We start from the raw sequence: 24,161 nt of genomic DNA on the forward strand, positions 1-24,161 counted from the left end.
TAGCCGGAGGGGACAGAGGTCGCAAGCCCTGTGGGCGGAACGGGCGTGCGCAATGTCAGACTAGGCGTAAATATGACCGTTATGTCGGATTGTGCACGTGTGGCTAACGGAGTGTTATCCACAGGCGGTGGCTGAAGTCGGTGAGTGCGGACAGAATCGAGGTTGTGAGCCCGACCGCAGGGGACGCACGGGGGCGACGGGAGGCAGCAGTGAGGACAGCGACACTGGGACCCGAGGAGCGCGCCGCAGCGCTCGCCGGTATGGCCGAGCGTGAACTGGATGTGCTGGTGGTCGGCGCCGGCGTCGTCGGAGCGGGCACCGCGCTGGACGCGGCGACGAGAGGTCTGGCGACCGGGCTCGTCGAGGCGCGCGACTGGGCGTCGGGCACGTCGAGCCGGTCGAGCAAGCTCATCCACGGCGGCCTGCGGTATCTGGAGATGCTCGACTTCGCCCTGGTCAGAGAGGCGCTCAAGGAGCGCGGGCTGCTCCTGGAGCGGCTGGCCCCCCACCTGGTCAAGCCGGTGCCCTTCCTCTATCCGCTGCAGCACAAGGGCTGGGAGCGGTGGTACGCGGGCTCGGGCGTCGCGCTGTACGACGCGATGTCGGTCTCCTCGGGCCACGGGCGCGGTCTGCCCGTGCACCGTCATCTGACACGGCGTCATGCGCTGCGGGTGGCACCCGCGCTGAAGAAGGACGCGCTCGTGGGCGCCCTGCAGTACTACGACGCCCAGATGGACGACGCCCGTTTCGTCACGACCCTGGTGCGCACGGCCGCGAGCTACGGAGCCCACGTGGCCAGCCGCGCAAGGGTGGTCGGCTTCCTGCGCGAGGGCGAGCGGGTCGTCGGGGCACGGGTGCTCGATGTCGAGGCCGGCGGGGAGTACGAGATCCGTGCCCGCCAGGTCGTCAATGCGACCGGGGTGTGGACGGACGACACGCAGGCGCTGATCGGCGAGCGCGGACAGTTCCACGTGCGGGCGTCCAAGGGCATCCACCTCGTGGTGCCGAAGGACCGCATCCACTCCTCCACAGGTCTGATCCTGCGGACCGAGAAGTCGGTGCTGTTCGTCATCCCGTGGGGCCGCCACTGGATCGTCGGCACCACCGACACCGACTGGGACCTGGACAAGGCACACCCCGCCGCTTCCAGCGCGGACATCGACTACCTGCTGCAGCACGTCAATTCGGTGCTCGCAGTGCCCCTCACCCGCGACGACGTCCAAGGGGTGTACGCGGGACTGCGGCCGCTGCTCGCAGGCGAGTCCGACGCGACGAGCAAGCTCTCCCGCGAGCACACGGTGGCTCACCCGGTGCCGGGGCTGGTGGTCGTGGCGGGCGGCAAGTACACGACGTACCGGGTGATGGCGAAGGACGCGGTGGACGAGGCGGTGCACGGTCTCGACCAGCGGGTGGCCACATGCGTCACGGAGGAGATCCCGCTCCTCGGCGCCGAGGGCTATCGCGCCCTGTGGAACGCCCGGGCGAGGATCGCGTCGCGGATCGGGCTCCATGTCGTGCGCGTGGAGCACCTGTTGAACCGGTACGGCTCCCTGACGGAGGAGTTGCTGGCGCTGATCGCCGAGGACCCCTCGCTCGGCGAGCCGCTCACAGGCGCCGACGACTACCTCCGCGCCGAGGTCGTCTACGCGGCCTCGCACGAGGGGGCACGCCACCTGGACGACGTGCTGACGCGGCGCACCAGGATCTCGATCGAGACCTTCGACCGGGGGACGCGCTGTGCGCGGGAGTGCGCGGAGCTGATGGCTCCGGTGCTGGGGTGGGAGAAGGCGCACGTCGAGAAGGAGATCGAGCACTACGAGAAGCGGGTCGAGGCGGAGCGGGAGTCGCAGCGTCAGCCGGACGACCTGACGGCGGACGCGGCGCGGCTGGGGGCGCCGGACATCGTGCCGAGATGACGGACGCTCCGGCCTGCCCGCCGGAGCGTGTCCGTCCGCTCCGGCGGGCGGGCCGGTCTCCCCGACCGTTTCCGCCGAGCCCTGATCGGCGGTGAACCGCCTCGCCCACGGGGGCCGGGCAAGACGGGCAAAGCCCCCACCAGCGCAGGGTCGCGCTTCACAGCGCGTGACCGCCCGATCGGGGGCCGTGTCCGTGCGCCCGGTGGATGGACCCGGGAGAGATTCCCGTCCCGGAGTAAGGGACAATGGTCGCTCTGCCAGGGCGGGTTACCGCATCGAGCGGGAAGCGGCAGGCGCGGGCGAAGATCAGGGATCGCAGAGGGGACGCATGTCGGAGGCTGAGCAGTCGCGGGAGCCCCAGCGGGACGAGACCGAGGGGGCCGGCCTCGCCGGCAAGGGTGAGGACTCCGCCGTGGGCGCCGGGGGCGGCAGCGGCGACTCCAAGCCCGAGGACGCGGGGGAAGCGATCGGGGGAGCGGCGCGTGGCGGGACGGTGACGGCCCCTCAGAGCCGTGCGTCCGATGCCGGGGCCGGGGACGAGACGCCGTCCGGCGAGACGTCGTCAGGTGACGCGTCGTCCGATGAGGCATCGGCCGGAGAACTGTCGTCCGCCGACGTCAAGCCCTCGGACGCCGACGTCACGGAGGGAACTGCCGCGGAGGACCCGGCGGCAGGCACGGGCGACGGCGACGCCGACGAGGTGGGCTCCGACGCGGGTGACGCTCCCGTGGCCGATGACGTGACGGCCTCGGGCGCGGCCAAGGACGTGGCCGGCACGACCACTGGCAACGGGGACGCGGCGGCCTCCGGCGCGGCCGAGGCCGGCGGTGACCGTGACGTGTCCTCTGACAGCGCGGCCGGCAACGGCTCTCGCGACGGTGGCGCGGCAGCCACGGGTGCGGGTAAGGCCGCCTCCGGCGGCGGCGCGGCAGCCACAGATGCGGGTAAGGCCGCCTCCGGCGGTGCCGAGAGCGGCACCGGCCGTGGGGCCGCGGGGGCCGGAGTCAGGAAGGTCGCCCCCAGTGGTGCAAAGGCGCCCGAAGGGCGGTTGCTGGCCGGGCGTTACCGGCTGGGAGGCGTGCTCGGCCGCGGCGGGATGGGCACCGTGTGGCGTGCCGTCGACGAGACGCTCGGGCGCACCGTCGCCGTCAAGGAGCTGCGCTTCCCGAACGCGATCGACGAGGAGGAGAAGCGCCGGCTCATCACGCGTACGCTCCGCGAGGCCAAGGCCATCGCCCGGATCCGCAACAACAGCGCCGTCACCGTCTACGACGTCGTCGACGAGGACGACCGGCCGTGGATCGTCATGGAGCTCGTCGAGGGCAAGTCGCTCGCCGAGGTCGTGCGCGAGGACGGTGTCCTGACGCCCCGTCGCGCGGCCGAGGTCGGGCTCGCGATCCTCGACGTGCTGCGTTCCGCGCACCGCGAGGGCATCCTGCACCGCGACGTGAAGCCGTCGAACGTGCTCATCGGCAAGGACGGCCGCGTCGTCCTCACCGACTTCGGCATCGCCCAGGTCGAGGGCGACCCGTCGATCACGTCGACCGGCATGCTCGTCGGTGCCCCTTCGTACATCTCGCCCGAGCGCGCCCGCGGCCACAAGCCCGGCCCCGCCGCGGACCTGTGGTCCCTCGGCGGCCTGCTGTACGCGAGCGTCGAGGGCTGCCCCCCGTACGACAAGGGTTCGGCGATCGCGACGCTGACCGCGGTCATGACCGAGCCGCTCGACCCGCCGAAGAACGCGGGCCCGCTGGAGGAGGTCATCTACGGCCTGCTCGCCAAGGACCCGGCCCAGCGGCTCGACGACGCGGGCGCCCGCGCTCTGCTCACCCAGGTGGTCAACGCTCCCGAGGCGCCGGTCCGGACGGCCGAGATCGAGGCCCCGGTGGAGCAGACGCGGGCCATACAGATCCCTCCGGCCCCGCCTGTTCCCCCGCCGCGCCCGGTTGCCAAGCCGAAGGACCCGGCGGCCGAGCGGCTGCGCGGGGCCCTGCGTTCCGTGCGGAACGCCGCCGCGGCGGCCAAGGTCGAGTCGAGGGCCGAGGCGGGCGTGGGGAAGAGGACCGCGACCACGGCCGGGGCGCCGGCCGCGTCCGCCGCTCCGTCCTCCGGCAGGCCCGCCCCCGTCCGCGCGCCGCTCACCGATGTGGTGCCCCGCCGCACCCTGGTGATCATCGCGGTCGTCGCCGCGCTGGTGGTGCTGTCCACCGTCCTCGTCTTCGCGTTCGGCGGCGACGACAAGGCCAACGAGGGCAAGGGCAAGGGCAAGGACACCGCCGCCTCGGCGGGTTCGACCGCGGGCGGCGACGGCAAGGCCGCGAGCGGGGGGTCGGGCGGTGTCCAGACCCCTGACAGCAGCACAGGAACGGGCGAGGAGACCACTGACGGCGGCAGTGACGGTGCGTCAGGGAGCAATGGCTCGCAGGAGAGCGGCAAGGATCGGCCCGATGACGGGACCGACGCCGGTGATGAGCAGAGCACGGTGGCCTACCGGCACGATCAGGGTTTCTCCATCGGCCTGCCTGAGGGCTGGAAGCACACCGGGACCGACAAGGCCGGAGCGCGATTCTCGGGTCCCGACGGTCAACGGCTGCTGGTGGGCTGGACAACCTCTCCGAAGAGCAACCCGGTCGCCGACTGGACAGCCCAGGAAGCGTGGATGCGGCGTGACAATTACAAGCGAGTGAGCATTGAGGCCGTCGAGTACCGGGGTTGGAAGGCGGCCGACTGGGAGTTCACGTTCACCGAAGGAGGAACGAAGTACCGGTCTGTGGACCGGGGCTTCGTGGTGCGTCGGGACCTCGGCTACGGGATCATGTTCACTGCTCGCGATGCCGGCTGGGCGGAAGCCGACGTGACGCTCCAGACCTTCTTCAAGACCTTCCAGCCGAAGGCCGGCTGAGCGGTTTCCGAGACCTCCTGCTCCGCGGTGATCATGAATTTTTCATGATCACCGCGGCGGCATCGGTCATGGCCCTCTGGCTGTCCGCCAGCCGCGCGAGGCTGGGCCGATGCTTCTCGATCATCTCGCTCTGGAGGGAACTCTCCACGGAGTTCCATGTCCTGAGCAGGCCGACGCGGAATTTGCAGGTGACGTCTGCGCGCGCCACGGAGCGTTCGTAGTCGTCGACCGCGGGATCTGCGAAACGGGGATCGTCCGTGACGGTAAGGGGCGACTGATAAGAGTGTCCGGACTCCTTCATGCACCGTGACCACTCGGCGAAGGCATCGACCACGCGGTTGTCCTGAGTGGATGCCTCGTGACTGTCGAAATCTATGCGCTGAGCCAGTTCTCGGCCGGGGTGTCCTTCGTGATCGCCGTAAACGCGCCGCTTGGCCTCGCCGTAGCAGCCTTCGGCCGGTACGGGCATGCCCTTGTACTCTTCGAGTGGCTGCCCCTGCGGCGTCCTGCCCGACAGCAGCATGGCTTGCGTGACATCCGGTTGGGGGAGCTGCGCGACGGGGACGGCCGGGTCGTCGGGCCACTGGTAGCCGTTCTCCGCGGCTGAGCGGATGTCGGTCAGCCCGTACCGCCTGCTTGCTTCTGCCTTCCCGACGTGTGCCCTGTCGACCCGGTCGGGCAGCGGAGCCACGCCGAATCGTCGAACGCAGGACTCCTGCACCCGGATCTCCGCTCTCCTCAGGAGAAGCGTTTCCGCTTGGTCGAGCGCGTACTTGTCGAGCGGCAGCGTGAAGGTGAAAGGTGCGTTCCGGCCGGCACCATTGTCCGTAACGCCGGGCGAGGCGCTTCCTGTGGAGCCGTCGGCGGAACGCGGGGACGGCGACGGGGCGCTGTTCGCAGCGGTGAAGCAGAGGAAGGCTGCTGCCGAGAGTCCGAGCAGCGAAATGCCCACTCCGAGGGGCGAGGTGATCTTCCTTTTCACGGACGGGCTTCTCAACTTCCTCAACTTCCGTGACCGCGACGGCACTTCCGTTCCGTCACGGTCCGGCTGCGTGGCTACCAGTTGTAACAGGTGCTGGGGTGGTCACCCCAGAGACCGGACACGATCTTCACGGAAGCATTCTCGTTGTACGTCCGTACCAGGCGGGGCGCCCACTTGATCTGGTTCTCGGACCCCTGGAGCTTGTCGCACGGACCGCCGTAACCGCTGCGGTAGAAGACGGTGCCCGATGACGCGTAGAAGTTGTTGTCGGCTCGGAACGAGGCCGAGGCCGCGTTGTTCTTCACGTACTGCCCCTGTCCCGCGCCCGGCGCCGTGTACTTGTACCCGGCCAGGTTGGAGATGCTGGTGGTCGTGAGGAAGCTCGAACCCCTGTTCTCACTGTTGAAGTAGAGCCATAGGCAAGCGTCGTTCGTGCTGCAGGAGGCGGCAGCGGCAGGCGTGGCACCGGCGAGACCGATGGCCGCAGCGAGCGCGAGCCCTCCGGTGACGGCCCCTGCACGGAGCAGTCTCTTCATTGTCCCTCGATTCGAAAAGGAGTTCGGGATCGGCAGTCTAGGGGACGCCCGACTGCTGGTTGGCCGGTATTTCGACGAGCTGACGAGATGTCATGTGACCTTCGTGACAAGGTGCTTGGGTCGGCCGGGACCGGAGGCCGCAGGTCCGGCAGCCGTACTCCGGCGGCGGTGGCGAGGTTCACTCGGCAAGGACGGGCTTGGCCACGTATCGTGAGAACGTGCGGACAGTACGGAGCCCCGAAGGGCCGTCGAGCGACCGAATGTGACGGCTTGGTGCGGGTTGACCGGAGCGGCCGGGGACACCGCGCTGTGGGGAGGCGTCGTGGAGGACTATGCGGGAAGGGTGCTCGCCGACCGCTACCGCCTGCCGTTGCCGCCCTCCGACGCGTTCGAGCCGGCCGAGACGCGCGCCTTCGACACGTACAGCGGCCATGAAGTGCTGGTGCGGCAGGTGCCGTTGCCGGAGGTCGTGGACGCGGAGGTGGTGGACGGCGACGGGCTCGCAGGCGCCGCCGTGCCCCGGCGAATACCGGCGCGGGCGACCCGGCGGCCCACGGACCCGGCCGTGCTCCGGGCCGTCGAGGCCGCGCAGGCGGCGGCTCAGATCCCCGACCATCCGCGCCTCGACCAGGTCTTCGACGTCTTCGCCGAGGACGGCTCGCTCTGGATCGTGAGCGAGCTCGTCGGCGCCCGCCCGCTCGCCGCCCTTCTCGCCGAGAAGCCGCTCAGCCCGTACCGCGCGGCCGAGGTGGCGTCCGACGTGCTCACCGCGCTCCGCGTGCTGCACGCCCACGGCTGGACCCACCGGAACATCACCGTGCGCACCGTCCTCGTCTGCGACGACGGCCGCGTGGTGCTCACCGGCCTGGCCTCCGGAGCGGCCGAGGAGGCGCTCTGCGGGTACGCGCCGGTCCCCGAACCGCCGGGTTCCGGCCCGGACGGTCCAGAGGCCGGTTTCGACGGCCCCGGCTCCGGTCACGACCTCGCGGGCGCCCCGGAGGGGACCGGCGCAGAGCTGGTGCCGCGGCCGCGGGTGGGCGGCGCACCGGACGGCCCGGCTGCCCTGGAGCCCGCCCGGTCCGCGTTGCCCCGCCAGGCAGGCACGGACACCGGCCAGGTCCCCGACGTACGAGCCGCCAGGGCGGGCGCCATCGCGGCCTACCGCGCGGGCGCCCGCGCGGCGGCCCGCGTCCATGACGGCCAGGCGCGCGACAACGGGCGGGACACGGGCGGCGCCGACGACGACCGCCCCGTGCAGGACGGCCTCGACCCCGACTGGTGGGCCCGTCGCCCGGGCGAAAGCACGGACTTCGGCGCCGGAGACGAGGCAACGGCCTACGACGACGCCGGCCAGGGCGGGGCATCCGCGTACGACGACGCCGGCCACGACGAGGCATCCGCGTACGACGACGACTACGACGACTACGAGGACGGGCCCGGCAGCGCCCGCCTCGCCGGGACCTGGCACGACGCTCCGCTCCCCGGCCGTGACGGCCCTGGCCCTCTGTCCGCGGGCGGCAGCCGTCACGCGCTGCCCGCGGCGCGCCCCGCCCAGGAGACCTTGCGGAACGACCCGTACCGCGAGGACCCCTACGGCGTGCGCCAGGCGGCGGCCGGTCACGGGCGTCCGGACGGCGGCGCCCACGGAGCCCGTCCCGCGCTGCCGGCCGCCCGCCCGGACAGCGCGGCGACGGGCAGCTGGAACCGCGGCGGTGGCGGCGGGGACGCCCTGCGCGCCGACGCCCAGCGCCGTCCGATCCCCGCCGGGGGCTCCCCGGCGCCCGCGTCCGACCGCTGGGACGACGTCGTGGCGGGCGGCGACGCCGCCCCTGTCTTCCGCGGCCCGACCACGCCGCTGGCGGCCGAGCGTGCCCGCCAGGCGCGGATCGCCGTCGTCGGCGCGGTCACCGAGCGGTGGGCCCCCGAGCAGGCCGGACCGGTCCACGAGAACTGGCAGCTGGCTGCCCCCGTCGGACCCGCCACGGACCTGTGGGCGCTCGGCGCGCTGCTCTTCCGGGCCGTCCAGGGCCATGCCCCGTACCCCGAGGAGAGCGCCGCCGAGCTGGTCCAGCTCGTGTGCGCGGAGCCGCCCGCGTTCGCGGAGGAGTGCGGCCCGCTGCGTCCGGTCGTCGAATCGCTGCTGCGTCAGGACCCCACCGACCGGCCCGACTTCGAGGAGCTGCGCGGCTGGCTGCGGTCCCTGGTGCGCTCCGCGCCGGAGCCCGAGGCGGGCATGGGCGTCGTTCCGCTCCCCGCGGGCCCGGTGGACGCCTCGCGCCTGCCGGTGGTACGGCGGCGGGGCGAGCTGGTGCGCAGGCGCCGGTCCGGCGGCCGGGAGGCGGCGCACGGCCGGCACCGGCAGCAGGGACCGAGGGGCGGTGTCCGTCCGGGGCGGGTCGAGCGCCGGGACCACCAGGTGCGTCCGGAGCGGCAGCCGTACGGCGGTCGGGCGCGCGCGCCGCGTGCCCTGGGCCGCACCTTGCTGCTGCTGATCCTGCTCGCCGTGGTGGCGGCCGTCGCGTACGCGTTCCTGTTCATGCCCGAAGCCGGCTCCGGGGAGCCGGACCAGGGCGCCGGCCGCGCGGCGGGTGCGGGGCCGAGCCCGGGGCGGACGGGCGGTGACGGGGAGGGCGGTCAGGGGCCCTCGCCGAGCGGGAGCCCCGGCGCGCAGCAGCCGCAGACGTCGGCACCGGCCGCGAACCTGCCCGACGGCTACGTGCTGCGCGAGGACCCCGAGGGCTTCCGGCTCGCCGTCGACGAGGACTGGCAGCGCAGGCCGATCAACGACGCCGGTCAAGTGCGTTACACAGATGGCGACTTCACGCTGATCGTGGTGCCCGGCCGGGACCGGGTGAGCACCAGCGGCGACGATCCGCTGGTCTACCAGCGCGACAAGGAGCGGGAGCTTCAGCCGTTCCGGGACTCGTCGTGGGCCAGTGCGAGCGGACTGCGCCGCATCGACGTGGGGCAGCAGTCGATGGCGGAGGGCCAGTTCACCTGGCAGGACAGCACCGGCCGCGAGGTGTTCGTCCGCAACCTCGCGCTGATCGTCGGCGACAGCTATCACGTGATCCAGGTGATCGGACCCGCCGACCGGCGGGACCGGGTCACCGAGATCCATCAGCAGGCCACGGCCACGTACCGTGTCACGCGCTGAGTCGCGGCCCGCCGTCAACCGCCCTGCCGGGCCTCGCGGTTCCGCCCGAACCACCCCGAACCGGCCGCTGCGTCACGGAGCGTGACGCCTCGGCAGCTCACCACGCATCACAGTGCGGTCACTTGAGCGAACCTCGGTTCCACGCGCGTACCAACCCTCCGTAACCTGTCAATCCTAAGAACGGGGCGGGTACGTGGAACACACACACAGCACAGGCGCCGGTCTGCTGCTTGCCGGGCGCTACCGGCTCGGCGAGACCATCGGCCGCGGCGGCATGGGCAAAGTCTGGCGCGCGCATGACGAGGTGTTGCACAGAGTAGTCGCCGTCAAGGAACTGACGGCGGGTCTGTACGTCTCCGAGGCCGACCGGATCGTGCTGCACGCCCGGACCCAGAAGGAGGCCCGCGCGGCGGCGCGCATCAGCCATCCCGGAGTCGTCACGGTCCATGACGTTCTGGAACACGACGCCCGACCCTGGATCGTCATGCAGTACGTCGACGGTCCGTCACTCGCCGACGCCGCCAAGGAGCCCGGCCGCATCGACGAGCGGGAGGCCGCCCGGATCGGGCTGCACGTCCTGGGCGCGCTCGGCGCCGCGCATGCCGCCGGGGTGCTCCACCGGGACATCAAGCCCGCCAACGTGCTGCTGGGCCGTGACGGCCGGGCGATGATCACCGACTTCGGGATCGCGGCGATCGAGGGCGACTCGACGATCACCAGGACGGGCGAGATCGTCGGCTCGATCGACTTCCTGGCTCCCGAGCGGGTCCGCGGCCACGACCCGGGCCCGGCGTCCGACCTGTGGTCGCTGGGCGCGACGCTGTACACGGCGCTGGAGGGGCGGTCGCCGTTCCGCCGCTCGTCGCCGCTGGCGACGATGCAGGCCGTGGTGGACGACGAGCCGCCCGCGCCCCTGCGGGCGGGCCGCCTCGCACCCGTGATCACGGCGCTGCTCCACAAGGACCCGGCGGCCCGCCCCTCGGCGGCCGAGGCCGAGCGGATGCTGACGGAGGCCATGGAGGGCCGGGAGCCGGCCGTGCCGGCGCGGGTGCCGACGCAGCGGGTGACCCAGCGGCTGCCGCTGGGGGGATACCCGGCCTCCGGCGCGGGCGCGGGCACGGCGGGTTCCGGCACGGTCCTGGCGGCGGCGCCCGGCGCGGGCCCCGTCCGGCCGCGGCGCGGTCCGCGGCTGCGCTCGCTCGCCGTCGTCGTCGTCCTCGCGGCGCTGATCGGCGGGGGAGCCGGCCTCGCCGCGATGAAGTACGCGGACCGGGGCGGCGTTCAGGACAGGACCGCGGACAGCGGGCCCACCGGGCAGGCCCGGGGGTCGGACGTTCCGGACGGCTGGGAGCGCGTCGAGGACCCGCGGGGATTCAGCCTCTGGGTGCCCAAGGGCTGGAAGCGCCAGGCCGACGGCGACCAGATCGACTACACGCCGGACAACGGCCGCCACCGCATCCGGATCAGCGTCGACCCGTCCCCGGACTTCGAGAACCCCTACATGCACATGCTCGACATGGAGCAGAGGCTGGAGAAGCGCCTGCCGGACTACCGCCGGGTGAAGCTGCGTCCCAACACCTTCCGCGACCAGACGCAGTCCGCGCTGTGGGAGTTCACCTGGACCGAGCGGACGGAGCACCCCGGGCCCCGGCGCGCCATCGACCAGATGTACTACGAGGACGACGGCGCCGAGTACGCCCTCTACATGTCCGGCCCGGCGAAGGACTGGGCCGTGACGCGCGAGCAGTTCGACACGATGCTCAGGGGCTGGCGGCCGCCCCCGAACTGACGTCCGGGCGGTCGTCCGCGGAGGTCCGTACTACGGCTTCATCACGCTGCCGACCCCTGCCCCACCATGACAAGCCCCTGATCAGGGCTTATCCGCCAGTGATCGCTGGCGCAATCGTGGGGCCCGGTGAAAAGCCGTTACCGACGGGTACCCAAAGTGCCCGCCGCCGCATACTCTCGCCCCCATGACGGACTCGCAGGCCACCGCAACCGCCCTCGGCACCAACCCCATCGCCGCCTCGCCGGCCGGTGTGCGCACCGCAGCCGACGTGGTCACTCCTGAACTGGTCGCCCAGCTCACCAAGGGTGTGACGGGCTCCGGCCGCACGGCGAACCACGCCCCGTTCACCGGCGAGAAGCTGGCGGACCTGCCCGAGTCCACCCCCGACGACGTGGCCGCCGCCTTCGAGCGGGCCCGCGCCGCCCAGCGCGTGTGGGAGGCCACCCCGGTGCGCGCCCGTGCCGCCGTGCTGCTGCGCTTCCACGACCTGGTCCTCCAGCGCCAGGCCGAGGTGCTGGACCTGATCCAGCTGGAGACGGGCAAGGCCCGGCTGCACGCGCACGAGGAGGTGCAGGCCGTCGCCGTCGCGGCCCGCCACTACGGGCGCAAGGCCCCCGCGTACCTCAGGCCCAAGCACCACACGGGCGTCGTGCCCGTGCTGACGAAGACCACCGAACTGCGCCACCCGCGCGGGGTCGTGGGCCAGATCGCGCCCTGGAACTACCCGCTGGAGCTGTCCGTCGGCGACGCCCTGCCCGCCTTCGTCTCCGGCAACGCGGTCGTCATGAAGCCCGACACCGAGACCGCGCTCACCGCGCTGTGGGCGCGCGACCTGCTGATCGAGGCGGGCCTGCCCGCCGAGGTGTTCCAGGTCGTCATCGGCGAGGGCCCGGTCGTCGGCCCCGAGGTCGTCAAGCACGCCGACTACGTCTCCTTCACCGGGTCGACCGGCACCGGCCGCGAGGTCGCCCAGGGGGCGGCCGCCCGGCTGGTCGGCGTCTCCCTCGAACTCGGCGGCAAGAACGCGATGCTGGTGCTCCACGACGCCGATGTGGAGAAGGCCGCGGCCGGTGCCGTCCGTGCCTGCTTCTCGTCCGCGGGCCAGCTGTGCATCTCCATCGAGCGGCTGTACGTCCACGAGTCGATCGCCGACGAGTTCGTCGAGCGCTTCGCCGCGCGCACCAAGGCGATGCGGCTCGGCAACTCCCTCGCCTACGGCGCGGACATGGGCTCCCTCGTCGGCCCGCGCCAGCTGGAGACGGTCACCCGCCATGTCGAGGAGGCCGTCGCCAAGGGCGCGAAGCTCGTCGCCGGCGGCGTCGCCCGGCCCGACATCGGCCCGTACTTCTACGAGCCCACCATTCTCGACGACGTCGACGCGCCGATGGCCGTGTGCGGCGAGGAGACCTTCGGCCCGGTCGTGTCGGTCTACCGCTTCTCGGACGAGGACAAGGTCGTCGAGCTGGCCAACGCCACCGCGTACGGCCTCAATTCGAGCGTGTGGACCAAGGACGGCAAGCGCGGCCACGCCGTCGCCGCGAAGCTGCGCACCGGCACCGTCAACATCAACGAGGGATACGCCCCGGCCTACGGCAGCGTCCAGGCGCCCATGGGCGGCATGAAGGACTCCGGGCTCGGCCGGCGGCACGGCTCCGAGGGCATCCTCAAGTACACGGAGGCGCAGACCGTCGCCCAGCAGCGGCTGCTGCCGCTCGCCCCGTCGTTCGGCATGGACGACGAGAAGTACGCCGCGTTCATGAGCGTCAGCCTGAAGGCGATGAAGGCCCTGCGTCTGCGCTGACCGCCGGCCCCCGCACCCGTACGCCCGCACATTTCACGAGGAGAGCCATGTCCGAGGTACCCCCTGCCCGAAACCAGGACGCGGGCGGCGACGATGACGGTGACGCGTACGACTACGACGTGATCGTCGTGGGCTCCGGCTTCGGCGGCTCGGTCTCCGCCCTCCGGCTGTCCGAGAAGGGATACCGGGTCGGTGTCCTCGAGGCGGGCCGCCGGTTCACCCGGGAGTCGCTGCCGAAGAACTCGTGGGACCTGCGCAACTACCTCTGGGCCCCCGCACTCGGCCTGTTCGGCATCCAGCGCATCCACCTGCTCGGCAATGTGATGGTGCTCGCGGGCGCGGGCGTCGGCGGCGGCTCGCTCAACTACGCCAACACGCTCTACGTCCCGCCCGCGCCGTTCTTCGACGACCCGCAGTGGAAGGACATCACGGACTGGCAGGACGAGCTCGCGCCGTACTACGACCAGGCCCGCCGCATGCTCGGCGTACGGCTCAACCCGACGATGACGCCCTCGGACGTCCACCTGAAGGCGACCGCCGAGGCGATGGGCGTGGGCGACACCTTCCACATGGCTCCGGTCGGGGTGTTCTTCGGGGACGGCGAGGACGCCGACGGATCGGCGAAGGCAAGGCCCGGCCAGGAGGTCCCCGACCCGTACTTCGGCGGGGAGGGTCCCTCGCGCAAGGCGTGCACCGAGTGCGGCGAGTGCATGACGGGCTGCCGGCACGGGGCCAAGAACACCCTCAACGAGAACTACCTGTACCTCGCCGAGAAGGCGGGCGCGGTCGTCCACCCGATGACGTCCGTCGTCGCGGTCACCGAGGACCCGCGCGGCGGCTTCGCGGTCAGGACGCTGCCGAGCGACAACAAGCGCAAGGGGCAGGGCCGTACGTTCCGGGCCCGCCGGGTCGTCATCGCCGCCGGCACGTACGGCACGCAGACCCTGCTGCACCGGATGAAGGACAGCGGGCTGCTCCCGCGGCTGTCCGCGCGCCTCGGCGAGCTGACCCGGACCAACTCCGAGGCACTCGTCGGCGCCCAGACCGACAACCGCCGCTACCGCAAGCGCCACGGCGCCGACCGGGTCGACTTCACGCGCGGTGTGGCGATCACGTCCTCGATCCACCCGGACGAGAACACCCACATCGAGCCGGTCCGCTACGGCCGCGGCTCGAACGCCATGGGCGGCATGACGATCCTCCAGGTGCCCTACCGGGTCAAGGGCCGGGTCGCAGGCTGGCTCGGCAACATGGCCAGGCACCCGTTGCTCGCGGTCCGCGCGCTGTCCAACCGGCGCTGGTCGGAGCGGACGATCATCGGCCTGGTCATGCAGTCGCTGGACAACTCGCTGACCACCTACCGCAAGCCGAGCGGCATCGGAAAGGGCCTGCTCACCGCCCGCCAGGGCCACGGCGCCCCGAACCCGAACCAGATCCCCGAGGCCACGCGCGCCGCGTCCCTGCTCGCGGAGGAGATCAACGGCTTCGCGGGGTCCAACATCGGTGAGCTCATGGGCACCCCGCTCACCGCCCACTTCCTCGGCGGCTGCCCGATCGGTGCCTCGGCCGAGGAGGGCGTGATCGACCCGTACCACCGGCTGTACGGGCACCCGGGCATCTCGGTCGTCGACGGCTCCGCCGTCTCCGCGAACCTGGGCGTCAACCCGTCGCTGACGATCACGGCGCAGGCGGAGCGCGCGATGTCTTTCTGGCCCAACAACGGGGACGAGGACACCCGTCCTGCCCAGGGCACCGCCTACGAGCGCCTGTCCCCGGTGGCGCCGAAGTCCCCGGCGGTCCCGGCCGAGGCGTTCGGCGCGCTGAAGCTGCCGTTCCTGGGCATCCCGGCGGTCCCGCCCAAGAAGTAGCCCGCGCGCCCGGGACCGCCCCGCGCACGACGAAGGCCGCTGCACCCCCCTCCGAGTGCAGCGGCCTCCTGGCTTTTCGCGGCCGCCGCGCGCCGGAGCGCACAAGAGGCCGTTGTTACGCATGCATGACCTGTGACCAGTGAGGATGGTTGTCCTCACCTCACAGAAATCCTCCTGTGAGGTGGATCACACGAGGCCGTGGCCAAGCCGTGATCTTGACCCGCGCAACCGTTCACCGCTCCTCCTGGTCACATGACTGCCGCGTCGCTCACCCGGCACGCGGCCCACGGATCCCACCCGACCCAGAGGTTCGTAGATGAGACGCGTCAACTCGTCGGCCCTCGCGCGCGGTTCCGCGGCCGGCCTCGCCGCCGCGGGAATGATCGCCGCTGCCGGGCTCTTCGCCGCTCCCGCCCACGCGGCCGACCCGGTCTTCACGCTCGGCGGTCCCGCGGAGATCGGCCTGCGCCCCCACCCCGGGAGCGGTGCGCCGCAGAAGGCGACGCTGGACGTCACGGTCGACAACCCGCGGGACGAGGACTTCACCGACGAGTACACCGTCGCCTTCGACTTCAGCGGGATCGCGGGCGTGGCGGACGTCCGGTTCGACGGTGATGCCACGAGCGCCGACTGCGAGATCACCGGAACGACGGCGGTGTGCACCGACCACAGCATCTGGGGATCCGCGCTCAACAGCGTGGCCCGCCTGGAGCTCACCGCTGCCGAGGGAAGCGCCCTCGGCGCCGGCGGCGACATCGAGGTCACCGGGAAGTCCGGGACCGCGACGTTCACCCCGTACACGGCCAAGGTGACGGTCGGCGGACCCGACCTCGTCATGCGGCCCCTCGGTCTCGAGCAGGACGTCCTGCCCGGCGAGGCGCAGCCCGCGCGGATCTCCTTCGCGAACAGGGGCACCGCCGCCGCCGACGGCGTGCTCCTCACACTGAAGTACACGCACGGCATCGAGATCCCCGAGCGGTACTCCAACTGCGAGTACACCAAGGGCGCCGCCACGTCGGCCGAGGATGTGCTCTCCACGGCGATCTGTTCGTTCGACGGCTCGTACGAGCCGGGCACCGTCTACGAGCTGGCAGAACCCCTCACCGTCAAGGCCGCGCAGCACGCCTTCCACGAGGACTTCGTCTACCGCGTCGGAGAGAACACGCAGAAGGAGCGGGACGCCCAGCGCGCCGGGGCCTCCTTCACCCGGGGCAGCGGCGAAAAGCTCGCCCTGAAGAAGGTGCTCTCCGCCCGCTCCGCGGACCTCGACCCGAGGGACAACCAGCAGGAGCAGTCCATCCGCGCGAAGAACACCGCCGACTTCGTGGCCTACGGCGCGTCCGTCGCCGAGGCCGCCGCCGGGGAGACCGTGCGGACGACCGTCGGTTTCCGCAACGAGGGCCCGGCCTGGATCGGCTACATCCGCTCCGGCGAGGACATCGGCGTCGTGGACCTCACGGTCCCCGAGGGGGCCGCGGTGACCGGGAAGCCCGACACCTGCACCGGGGTGACGGCCTCCGGCGGCGCCCGCGAGCAGCAGCTCGGCGCGCCCCGCTACCTCTGCGCCGTCCCCTCCGTGGTGATGGAGGACGAGGACTTCGCGCTGCCCTTCGAGATGGAGATCGAGAAGGTGGTCCACCGGGCGAAGGGCAAGGTGACCGTCCGGAACTGGTCCGCGTCCGACCCGTCGCTCCCCTTCGACCCCGACATGGACGACAACACCGCGGCGGTCGTCCTGAACAGCGGGGACGCCGGCTCCGACAGCGGCGGCACGGGTGACCCGGCCACGAGCGGCGGCACCGGCGGTTCCACCGGCGGCGGTGGCGACGACGACGAGTCGACGGGCGGCACCGCCGGCGGCTCCACGACGTCCGGGACCTCGGCAGGCGGCGCCACCGCCCAGGGCGGTCTCGCCGCCACCGGCTCCTCGGCCCTGCTTGCAGCGGGTGGCGCGGCCGCAGCGCTCGCCGCGGGTGCGGTGGCGATCGTGGCGGCCCGTCGCCGGCGTACGAACGCCTGACCCCCTCCCCGGAGGGAGACGACAGGTGAAGGGCCCCGCGGACATCGCGTCCGCGGGGCCCTTCCGTCCGGCACCGGCGTCAGGGCTGCGCGGTGCCGTGGCGCGGCGCCAGGGGGCTGCACCGCGTGGGGGGAGGCCGCCGCCCCGGCGCTTTCGGGGCGCCTGGGGTTCGGCCTGTCACAGTGCGGTTGTGCAGAGGGGGACGTGCTCGTACTCGTGTCTGCGGGACGGGCTGCGGCCTGCGCAGCCGTCGGACCGGATGCGGTCGGCGCCGGGCGTCCCCGGAGCCGACCGCCCTTGGGGTGACCGGGCTGCTGTCCCCTGCCGACCGGTCACGCGCGCTGGGGCGAGGTCCCACGACGCACCTGCGGGTGCGTCACACGCTCCAGCGGAGCCACGCGTGGTTTCCTTCGAGGCCCGCCCCTGGCTGGCACGGACATCGGGACCAACGAAGACCGACCGGGCGCGTCACGCGCCGTACGGGTGAGGATGCGCCCGAACGCAGGTGCGCAGGCGTAGGCCCACGGTTCAGATGCGGCCCCGGCACAGCTCCAGCATCGTCATCGCGAGCGAGGTGCCGGGCTTGCCGAGCGCGTCCCTGTAGTGGCCGAGGACCTCCATCTCGCGCGCCAGGTTCACCCGGCGGCCGCCGGAGGCGATCCGGGCGTCCTGGATCACCGCCGAGACGGCCATGCGTTCCTGGATCAGGCCGATGATGCGGTCGTCGAGCGCGTCGATGCGCTCGCGGGCGCCGGCGATCACGTGCGCGGCGTCGTCGGTGCGGGCGCCGGTCTTGTCGAGTACCTCGGTCACGGGGGCTCTCCTTGTGTGGGGGCCCCGGATCGGCACGGCCCGGAGAAAGCCGAAGCGCCCCGGGCCTTGTCGGCCCGGGGCGCCTTGGGAAGTCGCTGGTCAGTTGCTCAAGCAGCACAACCGTCGAACCCACAGCAGCCGGACGGGCCGGTGCCATAGGTAAAGACGAAGGTCAGCTGCGTGTGCATGCGGTCAGTATGGACCGCGCCTCCGCCCCGTGCCAAAGACGGGTTCGGATGGTGAGACGAAGGTATGCCCGCCCGTCCCGGTAGAATCGACAAATACCGACCCTCTCCCACCGCCGGAAGGCCGCCAGTGTCATCAGCGTCCCCCGCTGCCGCGCCCGCATCCAACCCGGACGTCGTCCTGGTTGTCGATTTCGGCGCCCAGTACGCCCAGCTCATCGCCCGCCGCGTCCGTGAGGCCCGGGTCTACAGCGAGATCGTCCCGTCCACGATGCCTGTGGCGGAGATGCTGGCGAAGAACCCGAAGGCGATCATCCTCTCCGGCGGCCCGTCGTCGGTGTACGCGGAGGGCGCCCCGCGCCTGGACCGCGAGATCTTCGAGGCCGGCGTCCCCGTCTTCGGCATGTGCTACGGCTTCCAGCTGATGGCCACGACCCTCGGCGGCACCGTCGACAACACCGGTGCGCGTGAGTACGGCCGTACGCCGCTGCACGTCACCAAGCCCGGCTCCACCCTCTTCGAGGGCACGCCCGACGAGCAGCCGGTGTGGATGTCGCACGGCGACGCCTGCTCGGCCGCGCCGGAGGGCTTCACCGTCACCGCGTCCACCGACGTGGTCCCGGTCGCCGCCTTCGAGAACGACGAGAAGAAGCTCTACGGCGTGCAGCACCACCCCGAGGTGATGCACTCCACCTACGGCCAGCAGGTCCTGGAGCACTTCCTCTACCGCGGCGCCGGTATCGAGCCGAGCTGGACCACGGGCAACGTCATCGAGGAGCAGATCGCGGCGATCCGCGAGCAGGTCGGGACCAGGCGCGCCATCTGCGGTCTGTCCGGCGGCGTGGACTCGGCGGTCGCCGCGGCCCTCGTCCAGAAGGCCATCGGATCCCAGCTGACCTGCGTCTACGTCGACCACGGCCTGATGCGCAAGGGCGAGACCGAGCAGGTCGAGAAGGACTTCGTGGCCGCGACCGGCGTCCAGCTGAAGGTCGTCGACGCGGAGAAGCGGTTCCTCGACGCGCTCGCGGGCGTCTCCGACCCCGAGGAGAAGCGCAAGATCATCGGCCGGGAGTTCATCCGGGTCTTCGAGCAGGCACAGGCCGAGATCGTGGCGGAGGCCGCGGGCGGCGAGGACGTCGCCTTCCTCGTGCAGGGCACGCTCTATCCGGACGTCGTCGAGTCCGGCGGCGGCACCGGCACCGCCAACATCAAGTCGCACCACAACGTGGGCGGTCTGCCCGAGGACCTCGAGTTCGAGCTCATCGAGCCGCTGCGCAAGCTGTTCAAGGACGAGGTCCGCATGGTCGGCCAGGAGCTCGGCCTGCCGGAGGAGATCGTCCAGCGCCAGCCGTTCCCCGGCCCCGGTCTCGGCATCCGCATCGTCGGCGAGGTCACCAAGGAGCGCCTGGACCTGCTGCGCGAGGCGGACGCCATCGCCCGTGAGGAGCTCACGGCGGCCGGCCTCGACCGCGACATCTGGCAGTGCCCGGTCGTGCTGCTCGCCGACGTCCGCAGCGTCGGCGTCCAGGGCGACGGCCGCACCTACGGCCACCCGATCGTTCTGCGCCCCGTCTCGTCCGAGGACGCCATGACGGCCGACTGGACGCGCATGCCGTACGAGGTGCTCGCGAAGATCTCCACCCGGATCACCAACGAGGTCGCCGACGTCAACCGCGTGGTGCTCGACGTGACGAGCAAGCCGCCGGGCACCATCGAGTGGGAGTGAGTCTCCCCGCCGCCGTACGCGACGCCGTCGCCCGCCTCGTGCGGGTGGCGGCGTCGCCGTCTGCGGAGGCGAACCGAGCTCCTGAGGCCCCGGGACGCTCTGGTCAGTCGACCTCCGCGGCGTTACCTTCCGGGCCATGACGTACACGCCGGAGCCCTTGCCCGTGGAGCAGTTGCGGTTCGCGATGCCGCCCGTCCACGAGTCCGTCGTCGAGGAGCGCGCGTACCGCAAGGAGCGGCTCGCCGGGGCGCTGCGGCTGTTCGGGCGTTTCGGGTACGAGGACGGGGTGTCGGGACACATCACCGCACGGGATCCGGAATTCACCGACTGCTTCTGGGTGAACCCCTTCGGCGTCCCCTTCGCCCATGTCTGTGCCGGCGACCTGGTCCTCGCCGACCGGTGGGGCCGGGCCGTCGTCGGGCGGCACCGCGTCAACCAGGCCGCTTTCGCCGTGCACGCCCAGGTGCACCTGGGCCGCCCCGACGTCGTCGCGGTCGCCCACGCCCACACGGTGCACGGGCGGGCGCTGGCCGCGCTGGGCCGACCGCTGGACCCCCTCACACAGGAGGCGTGCGCCTTCTACGAGGACCACGCGGTGGTCGACGCGTACACGGGGGTGAGCGTGGACGAGGACGAGGGGCGGCGGATCGCGGAGGCGCTCGGGCAGCGCAAGGCGCTCGTGCTGCGCAACCACGGCCTGCTGACCGTCGGCGACTCGGTCGACGCCGCCGCCTGGTGGTTCATCTCGATGGAGCGCTGCGCGCAGGTGCAGCTGGCGGCGCGGGCCGCCGGCAAGGCCGCGCCCATCGGACGCCGGGAGGCGCTGGCCACCCGCGAACAGCTGGGCGGTGACCTGGTGGCCTGGATCAGTTTCCAGCCGCTGTGGCAGCAGATCAGCCGCGCCGAACCGGACCTCCTCCAGTAGCCGAGGTCAACCCCGCTCCGCCGCTTTCACCCTTCCTGGCCTCGACCATCGGGGTGGCGGCGGTTTGCGTACGGCACAATTCCCATGCATCACAAGGCGGTTGGCCTGGCGATGCGGAGAGGTGGCGTTCGGCCGTGGCGGTGCAAGAAGCGGGACAGTGCGACACGTGCGCGCACGGGGCGCGCGAAGGTCATCGGCGCGCGGTGGCCGAATTCCTTGCCAAACGGGACGAGTTCGCGGCGGGCGGAGGGCTTCCCGCGGGCGTCGCGCATTCACCGGGTGCGTCGCGGCAGTGGGTGTCCGACGAGCTGACGCAGTCGGCCCGCACCGTCGCGGGTCTCGACCGGGCCGTGGCCGCGTCCCGGCTGCGCAAGGTGCGGCTGCGCACCCTGGCCGGGGTGTGGGGATGGTTCACGGCGCTCGTCGTCGCGCAGACGGCGACCGCGACCGGCACGGGCTGGACCCCGACGCGCACGGCAGGGCTGCTCGCCGCGCTCGTCGTCGCCGGAGCCCTCACCGGCGCGGCGCGGGCGCACGGGGCCCGAGGCGGCCTTCTCGCCGTGCTGACCGGTGAGGACAACCGCCTGTCCACCTCCCGTACGGTCGCCGCCGCCTGGCTGCTCGTCGTCTGCGGCACCCTGCTGCATCTCGCCTTCCTGGCGGCCGGCGCCTCGTCGGGCGTCCGGCGCGACAGGCTCGCCGAGGGGCTGGGTCTCGCCGCCGGAGGCGGGCTGCTGTGCGTCTTCGCCGTCGTGTGCGCGATCGCCGTCGCAGTGCGAAGGACCGTGGCGGTAAGGGTCGCCACGCTGCGGCTGCAGAAGGTGCGCGCCGACCACCCGCGCGCCTCCGACCTGTTCTGCGACGACTCCGGGCGGGCCGCCTTCGCCGACGGGCAGTACGTGCTGATCAACGCGGCCGCCGTCGTCCTCGCCCTGACCGCGCTTGCCCGCGCCCCCGAGCGGCTGCCCCACATCCCGTGGGGTCTCGTGCTGCTGGTGGCGTTGTCGGCCGGCACGTATTTCGCCGGCAAGCACGCGGAGGGAGGCCGGCCCGTCGTGATGTCGGTGGTACGGGCCCGGGAGGCCGGTGACCTGGACGGGCCCATCCGTACAGGTGACGACATCGAGATCCGGGGCACCGGCTTCGTGCCGCCGGGCGCGGAACGGCCGGACCTGCTGGCGAAGCTCGTCGTCCGCTTCGGCGCGGTCCATGTGCACGTGCCGCTCGTCCCGGTGGCGGGCGGCTTCGCCAATCCGGCCGACGCCCTGCTCACGGTGCCCGTACCCGTGGAGGTCGAGCCGGGCCAGGTCGACGTGCAGGTGGTGACGGCCGCCGGAGTGGCGAGCAACCGCTGCCTCGTCGCGATCACCGACTGACCCCGAAGCGCCCGCCGGGGCCGCCCCGGAGTCGTCGGCCGACATGTCACCCACCTGTCACAGTGTGTGCCGCATGCCTGGTGAGCGGCAGGGCCTCGCCGTACGTATGGTCGTCTGAGGGCCTAAGCGAAGGCGGGACGAGCGATGACATACACCTACCAGACGACACCGATCTACGGGACGGACAGTGACGGGCCGCGCGGCTGGAGAGAGCAGGCCACCCGGTACGCGCTGCTGCCGCTGCGGCTGTTCCTCGGCGTGACCTTCGTCTACGCCGGCATCGACAAACTCACCGACAGCCGGTTCCTGGCGGCGAGCGGCACCGGCTCCATCGGCGAGGTGATGAGCTCCGTGCGCGACGCCTCCGCCGTCCCCTGGCTCGTCGACCTGGCGCTGAAGAACCCGGAGGCCTTCGGCCATGCCATCGCCATCGGCGAAATCGCCGTCGGCCTCGCCACCCTGGTCGGGCTGCTCGCCCGGCTGGCCGCCTTCGGCGGCGCGCTCATCTCGCTGAGCCTGTGGCTGACCGTGAGCTGGCAGACCGATCCGTACTACTACGGCAACGACCTCGCCTACCTCATGGCCTGGCTGCCGCTGGTGCTCGCCGGCGCCTCGGTGTTCTCCCTGGATGCCGTGCTGCGGTCCCGGCGGCGCCGGACCATGTAGTGCAGGGCGGCGACGGTCCCCGCCAGGACCAGACCGCCGAACACGACCGGGAAGGCGACGAACCAGGGGGTCTGCCAGGCGCCCGCCGCATCACCCCCGTACAGCAGGGCGGCGGTCAGGACGGACAGCCCGGCAACGAGCCTGCCCGGACGGAATTCGTGCCGGAACTCACGACGCGGCACGGGTCACCTCCACCTGTCCGATACCCAGTTCCAGATCGAGGACGAGCGTCCCGCCCGGTGGCGCTCCCGGCGGGGCGGGAAGCGTCTTGCGCCGGTCCTGGCCCGGGCCGACGTCCACATCGTCCGGCGCGTCGTCGGGCAGCCTGATGTCGCCGACCCCCACCTCGGCCTCCAGCCGCACGGCGGCGTCCTTCGGCACGACGACCTTCAGGTGACCCAGCCCCATCTCCGCCCTCGTCGACACCGTCTTGCCGGCGGGCAGTTCGAGGGCGGAGAGGTCGAGGGTGCCCTGCCCCGAGCCCATCTCGTAGCTCGGCCGGACGGCGGTCGCCGACGCCGGCGCCCACGTCCTCTCGCCGAACTTCGTGCTGATGTCCTTCGGCAGGGCCGCGGCGCCCGCCAGCAGAGCCGCCGTCACCATCGTCAGCAGGACCGTGCCGAAACCGGTGCGGCCCAGCAGCGCGCTCACCAGGAGGCCGAGGCCGAACACGGCCAGAGCGGCGACGAGCCCGATCTGCAAGGCCGTGCCCAGCGGCCGGCTGTCCCAGCTCAGGCCCGTGCCCAGGCCGCCCGCGACCAGTGCCAGCAGGAACACGGTGCCGCCGATCCCGCGCGGGCCGCGCGGCTGCGGCGCCACCACGGCCTCGGCCGGGCGCGCGCCGGCGCGCGGCGGAGCGACGGCGCTCTCGTCGAGCGCCGACTCGGGGCCCCACAGATATCCGGTGGGCACCGGCCCGGTCGTGCCGTCCTTAACGATCGGGTCGCGCCACCAGGACGGGCTGTCCGGGACGGGAGGGGCCTTCGTCTCGGGCGGCGCCTCGGCCACGGCGTGCGCCGCGGCCGTGGCCGTGTGCTCGCCGCCGGGCGGGGTGTGCGTACGCCGCTGGGACCACACGGCCGCCCCGGTCACCGCCAGCGAAAGCATCGTGACGAAGCCGAGCATGTTTCCGTTGCCCAGCATCGTCAGGAGGAGTCCGCAGCCGAGCAGGGCGAGCAGCACGGCGCTCAGCGAGGCGCCGTCGACGCGGCCCGACAGCATCCTGCGGAACTCGTTCTCCTCCTCGTCGTCGGCCGGGATCAGCAGCCAGGCGAAGCCGTAGAAGATCAGACCGATGCCGCCGGTCACCGACAGCACGCCGATCACGATCCGGAAGATCACCGGGTCTATGTCGCAGTGCCTGCCCAGCCCGGCGCAGACGCCGGCCACGACCTTGTGGCGCGGGGCGCGGCGCAGCCGCGGCGGAGGCGACGGCGGCTCCTGCGGTGGCTGGGGCGGCGCGGCGGTCGGCTGGGTCATGACTCCATGGTGACGGGCCC

At 72.2% G+C, this 24,161-nt stretch carries 15 protein-coding genes; 11 read left to right on the top strand and 4 right to left on the bottom strand.

What is annotated here, in order from left to right; translation table 11 throughout:
* The first annotated feature begins 209 nt into the window (after positions 1-209).
* Together HW130_RS07730 and HW130_RS07735 are read left to right on the top strand one after the other, a co-directional pair.
* The gene (locus tag HW130_RS07730) at positions 210-1,916 is read left to right on the top strand and encodes a glycerol-3-phosphate dehydrogenase/oxidase (protein WP_177148667.1); all 1,707 of its coding nucleotides are present in this window, start codon (positions 210-212) and stop codon (positions 1,914-1,916) included.
* 328 nt (positions 1,917-2,244) lie between these two features.
* Positions 2,245-4,818, top strand: coding sequence for a protein kinase (locus tag HW130_RS07735; RefSeq protein WP_177148668.1), 2,574 nt, complete (start codon positions 2,245-2,247; stop codon positions 4,816-4,818).
* Positions 4,819-4,849: 31 nt separating this feature from the next.
* Here the strand turns inward: HW130_RS07735 and HW130_RS07740 are convergent, their stop codons facing one another.
* On the bottom strand, positions 4,850-5,800 hold the full coding sequence (locus HW130_RS07740; RefSeq protein WP_177148669.1) for a hypothetical protein: 951 nt from the start codon (positions 5,798-5,800) through the stop codon (positions 4,850-4,852).
* 74 nt (positions 5,801-5,874) lie between these two features.
* A complete protein-coding gene (locus HW130_RS35745) occupies positions 5,875-6,336 on the bottom strand; it encodes a hypothetical protein (RefSeq protein WP_256355943.1) in 462 nt (153 codons plus the stop codon).
* A 322-nt stretch (positions 6,337-6,658) separates the two neighbouring features.
* On the opposite strand from HW130_RS35745, the gene HW130_RS07750 reads away from it, so the two are divergent.
* The 5 genes from HW130_RS07750 (at position 6,659) to HW130_RS07770 (ending at position 16,971) form a co-directional block, all read left to right on the top strand.
* Positions 6,659-9,493, top strand: coding sequence for a protein kinase (locus tag HW130_RS07750; protein ID WP_177148670.1), 2,835 nt, complete (start codon positions 6,659-6,661; stop codon positions 9,491-9,493).
* A gap of 193 nt (positions 9,494-9,686) precedes the next feature.
* Positions 9,687-11,282 carry a serine/threonine-protein kinase gene (locus HW130_RS07755; protein ID WP_177148671.1) on the top strand — a complete coding sequence of 532 codons (1,596 nt, stop codon included), beginning with the start codon at positions 9,687-9,689 and terminating at the stop codon, positions 11,280-11,282.
* A 184-nt stretch (positions 11,283-11,466) separates the two neighbouring features.
* Positions 11,467-13,083: a succinic semialdehyde dehydrogenase gene (locus HW130_RS07760; RefSeq protein WP_177148672.1), complete on the top strand. Its 1,617-nt coding sequence runs from the start codon at positions 11,467-11,469 to the stop codon at positions 13,081-13,083.
* Between the two features lie 47 nt (positions 13,084-13,130).
* Positions 13,131-14,951: a GMC oxidoreductase gene (locus tag HW130_RS07765; protein WP_218183211.1), complete on the top strand. Its 1,821-nt coding sequence runs from the start codon at positions 13,131-13,133 to the stop codon at positions 14,949-14,951.
* A gap of 316 nt (positions 14,952-15,267) precedes the next feature.
* Complete coding sequence (locus tag HW130_RS07770; protein ID WP_177148673.1) at positions 15,268-16,971, top strand: peptidase; 1,704 nt, start codon at positions 15,268-15,270, stop codon at positions 16,969-16,971.
* 528 nt (positions 16,972-17,499) lie between these two features.
* Here the strand turns inward: HW130_RS07770 and HW130_RS07775 are convergent.
* Positions 17,500-17,784 carry a chorismate mutase gene (locus HW130_RS07775; RefSeq protein WP_177148674.1) on the bottom strand — a complete coding sequence of 95 codons (285 nt, stop codon included), beginning with the start codon at positions 17,782-17,784 and terminating at the stop codon, positions 17,500-17,502.
* 315 nt (positions 17,785-18,099) lie between these two features.
* Between HW130_RS07775 and guaA the strand changes: the two genes are divergently transcribed.
* From guaA to HW130_RS07795, 4 genes are all read left to right on the top strand, one after another.
* Entirely contained in the window at positions 18,100-19,695 is a 1,596-nt protein-coding gene (gene guaA / locus HW130_RS07780; RefSeq protein WP_177148675.1) for a glutamine-hydrolyzing GMP synthase, read from the top strand.
* Positions 19,696-19,831: 136 nt separating this feature from the next.
* Complete coding sequence (locus tag HW130_RS07785) at positions 19,832-20,620, top strand: class II aldolase/adducin family protein (RefSeq protein ID WP_177148676.1); 789 nt, start codon at positions 19,832-19,834, stop codon at positions 20,618-20,620.
* 134 nt (positions 20,621-20,754) lie between these two features.
* A complete protein-coding gene (locus HW130_RS07790) occupies positions 20,755-21,996 on the top strand; it encodes a hypothetical protein (protein ID WP_177148677.1) in 1,242 nt (413 codons plus the stop codon).
* Between the two features lie 144 nt (positions 21,997-22,140).
* Positions 22,141-22,662 (top strand): DoxX family protein, encoded by a 522-nt coding sequence (locus tag HW130_RS07795; RefSeq protein ID WP_177148678.1) that lies wholly within the window; start codon positions 22,141-22,143, stop codon positions 22,660-22,662.
* 168 nt (positions 22,663-22,830) lie between these two features.
* Here HW130_RS07795 and HW130_RS07800 read toward each other — a convergent pair whose 3' ends face one another.
* Complete coding sequence (locus HW130_RS07800) at positions 22,831-24,141, bottom strand: PspC domain-containing protein (RefSeq protein ID WP_177148679.1); 1,311 nt, start codon at positions 24,139-24,141, stop codon at positions 22,831-22,833.
* Between the last annotated feature and the right edge of the window lie 20 nt (positions 24,142-24,161).

The sequence above is a fragment of the Streptomyces sp. PKU-EA00015 genome (assembly GCF_013387495.1).
In the GTDB taxonomy this organism is placed as follows: Bacteria; Actinomycetota; Actinomycetes; order Streptomycetales; family Streptomycetaceae; genus Streptomyces.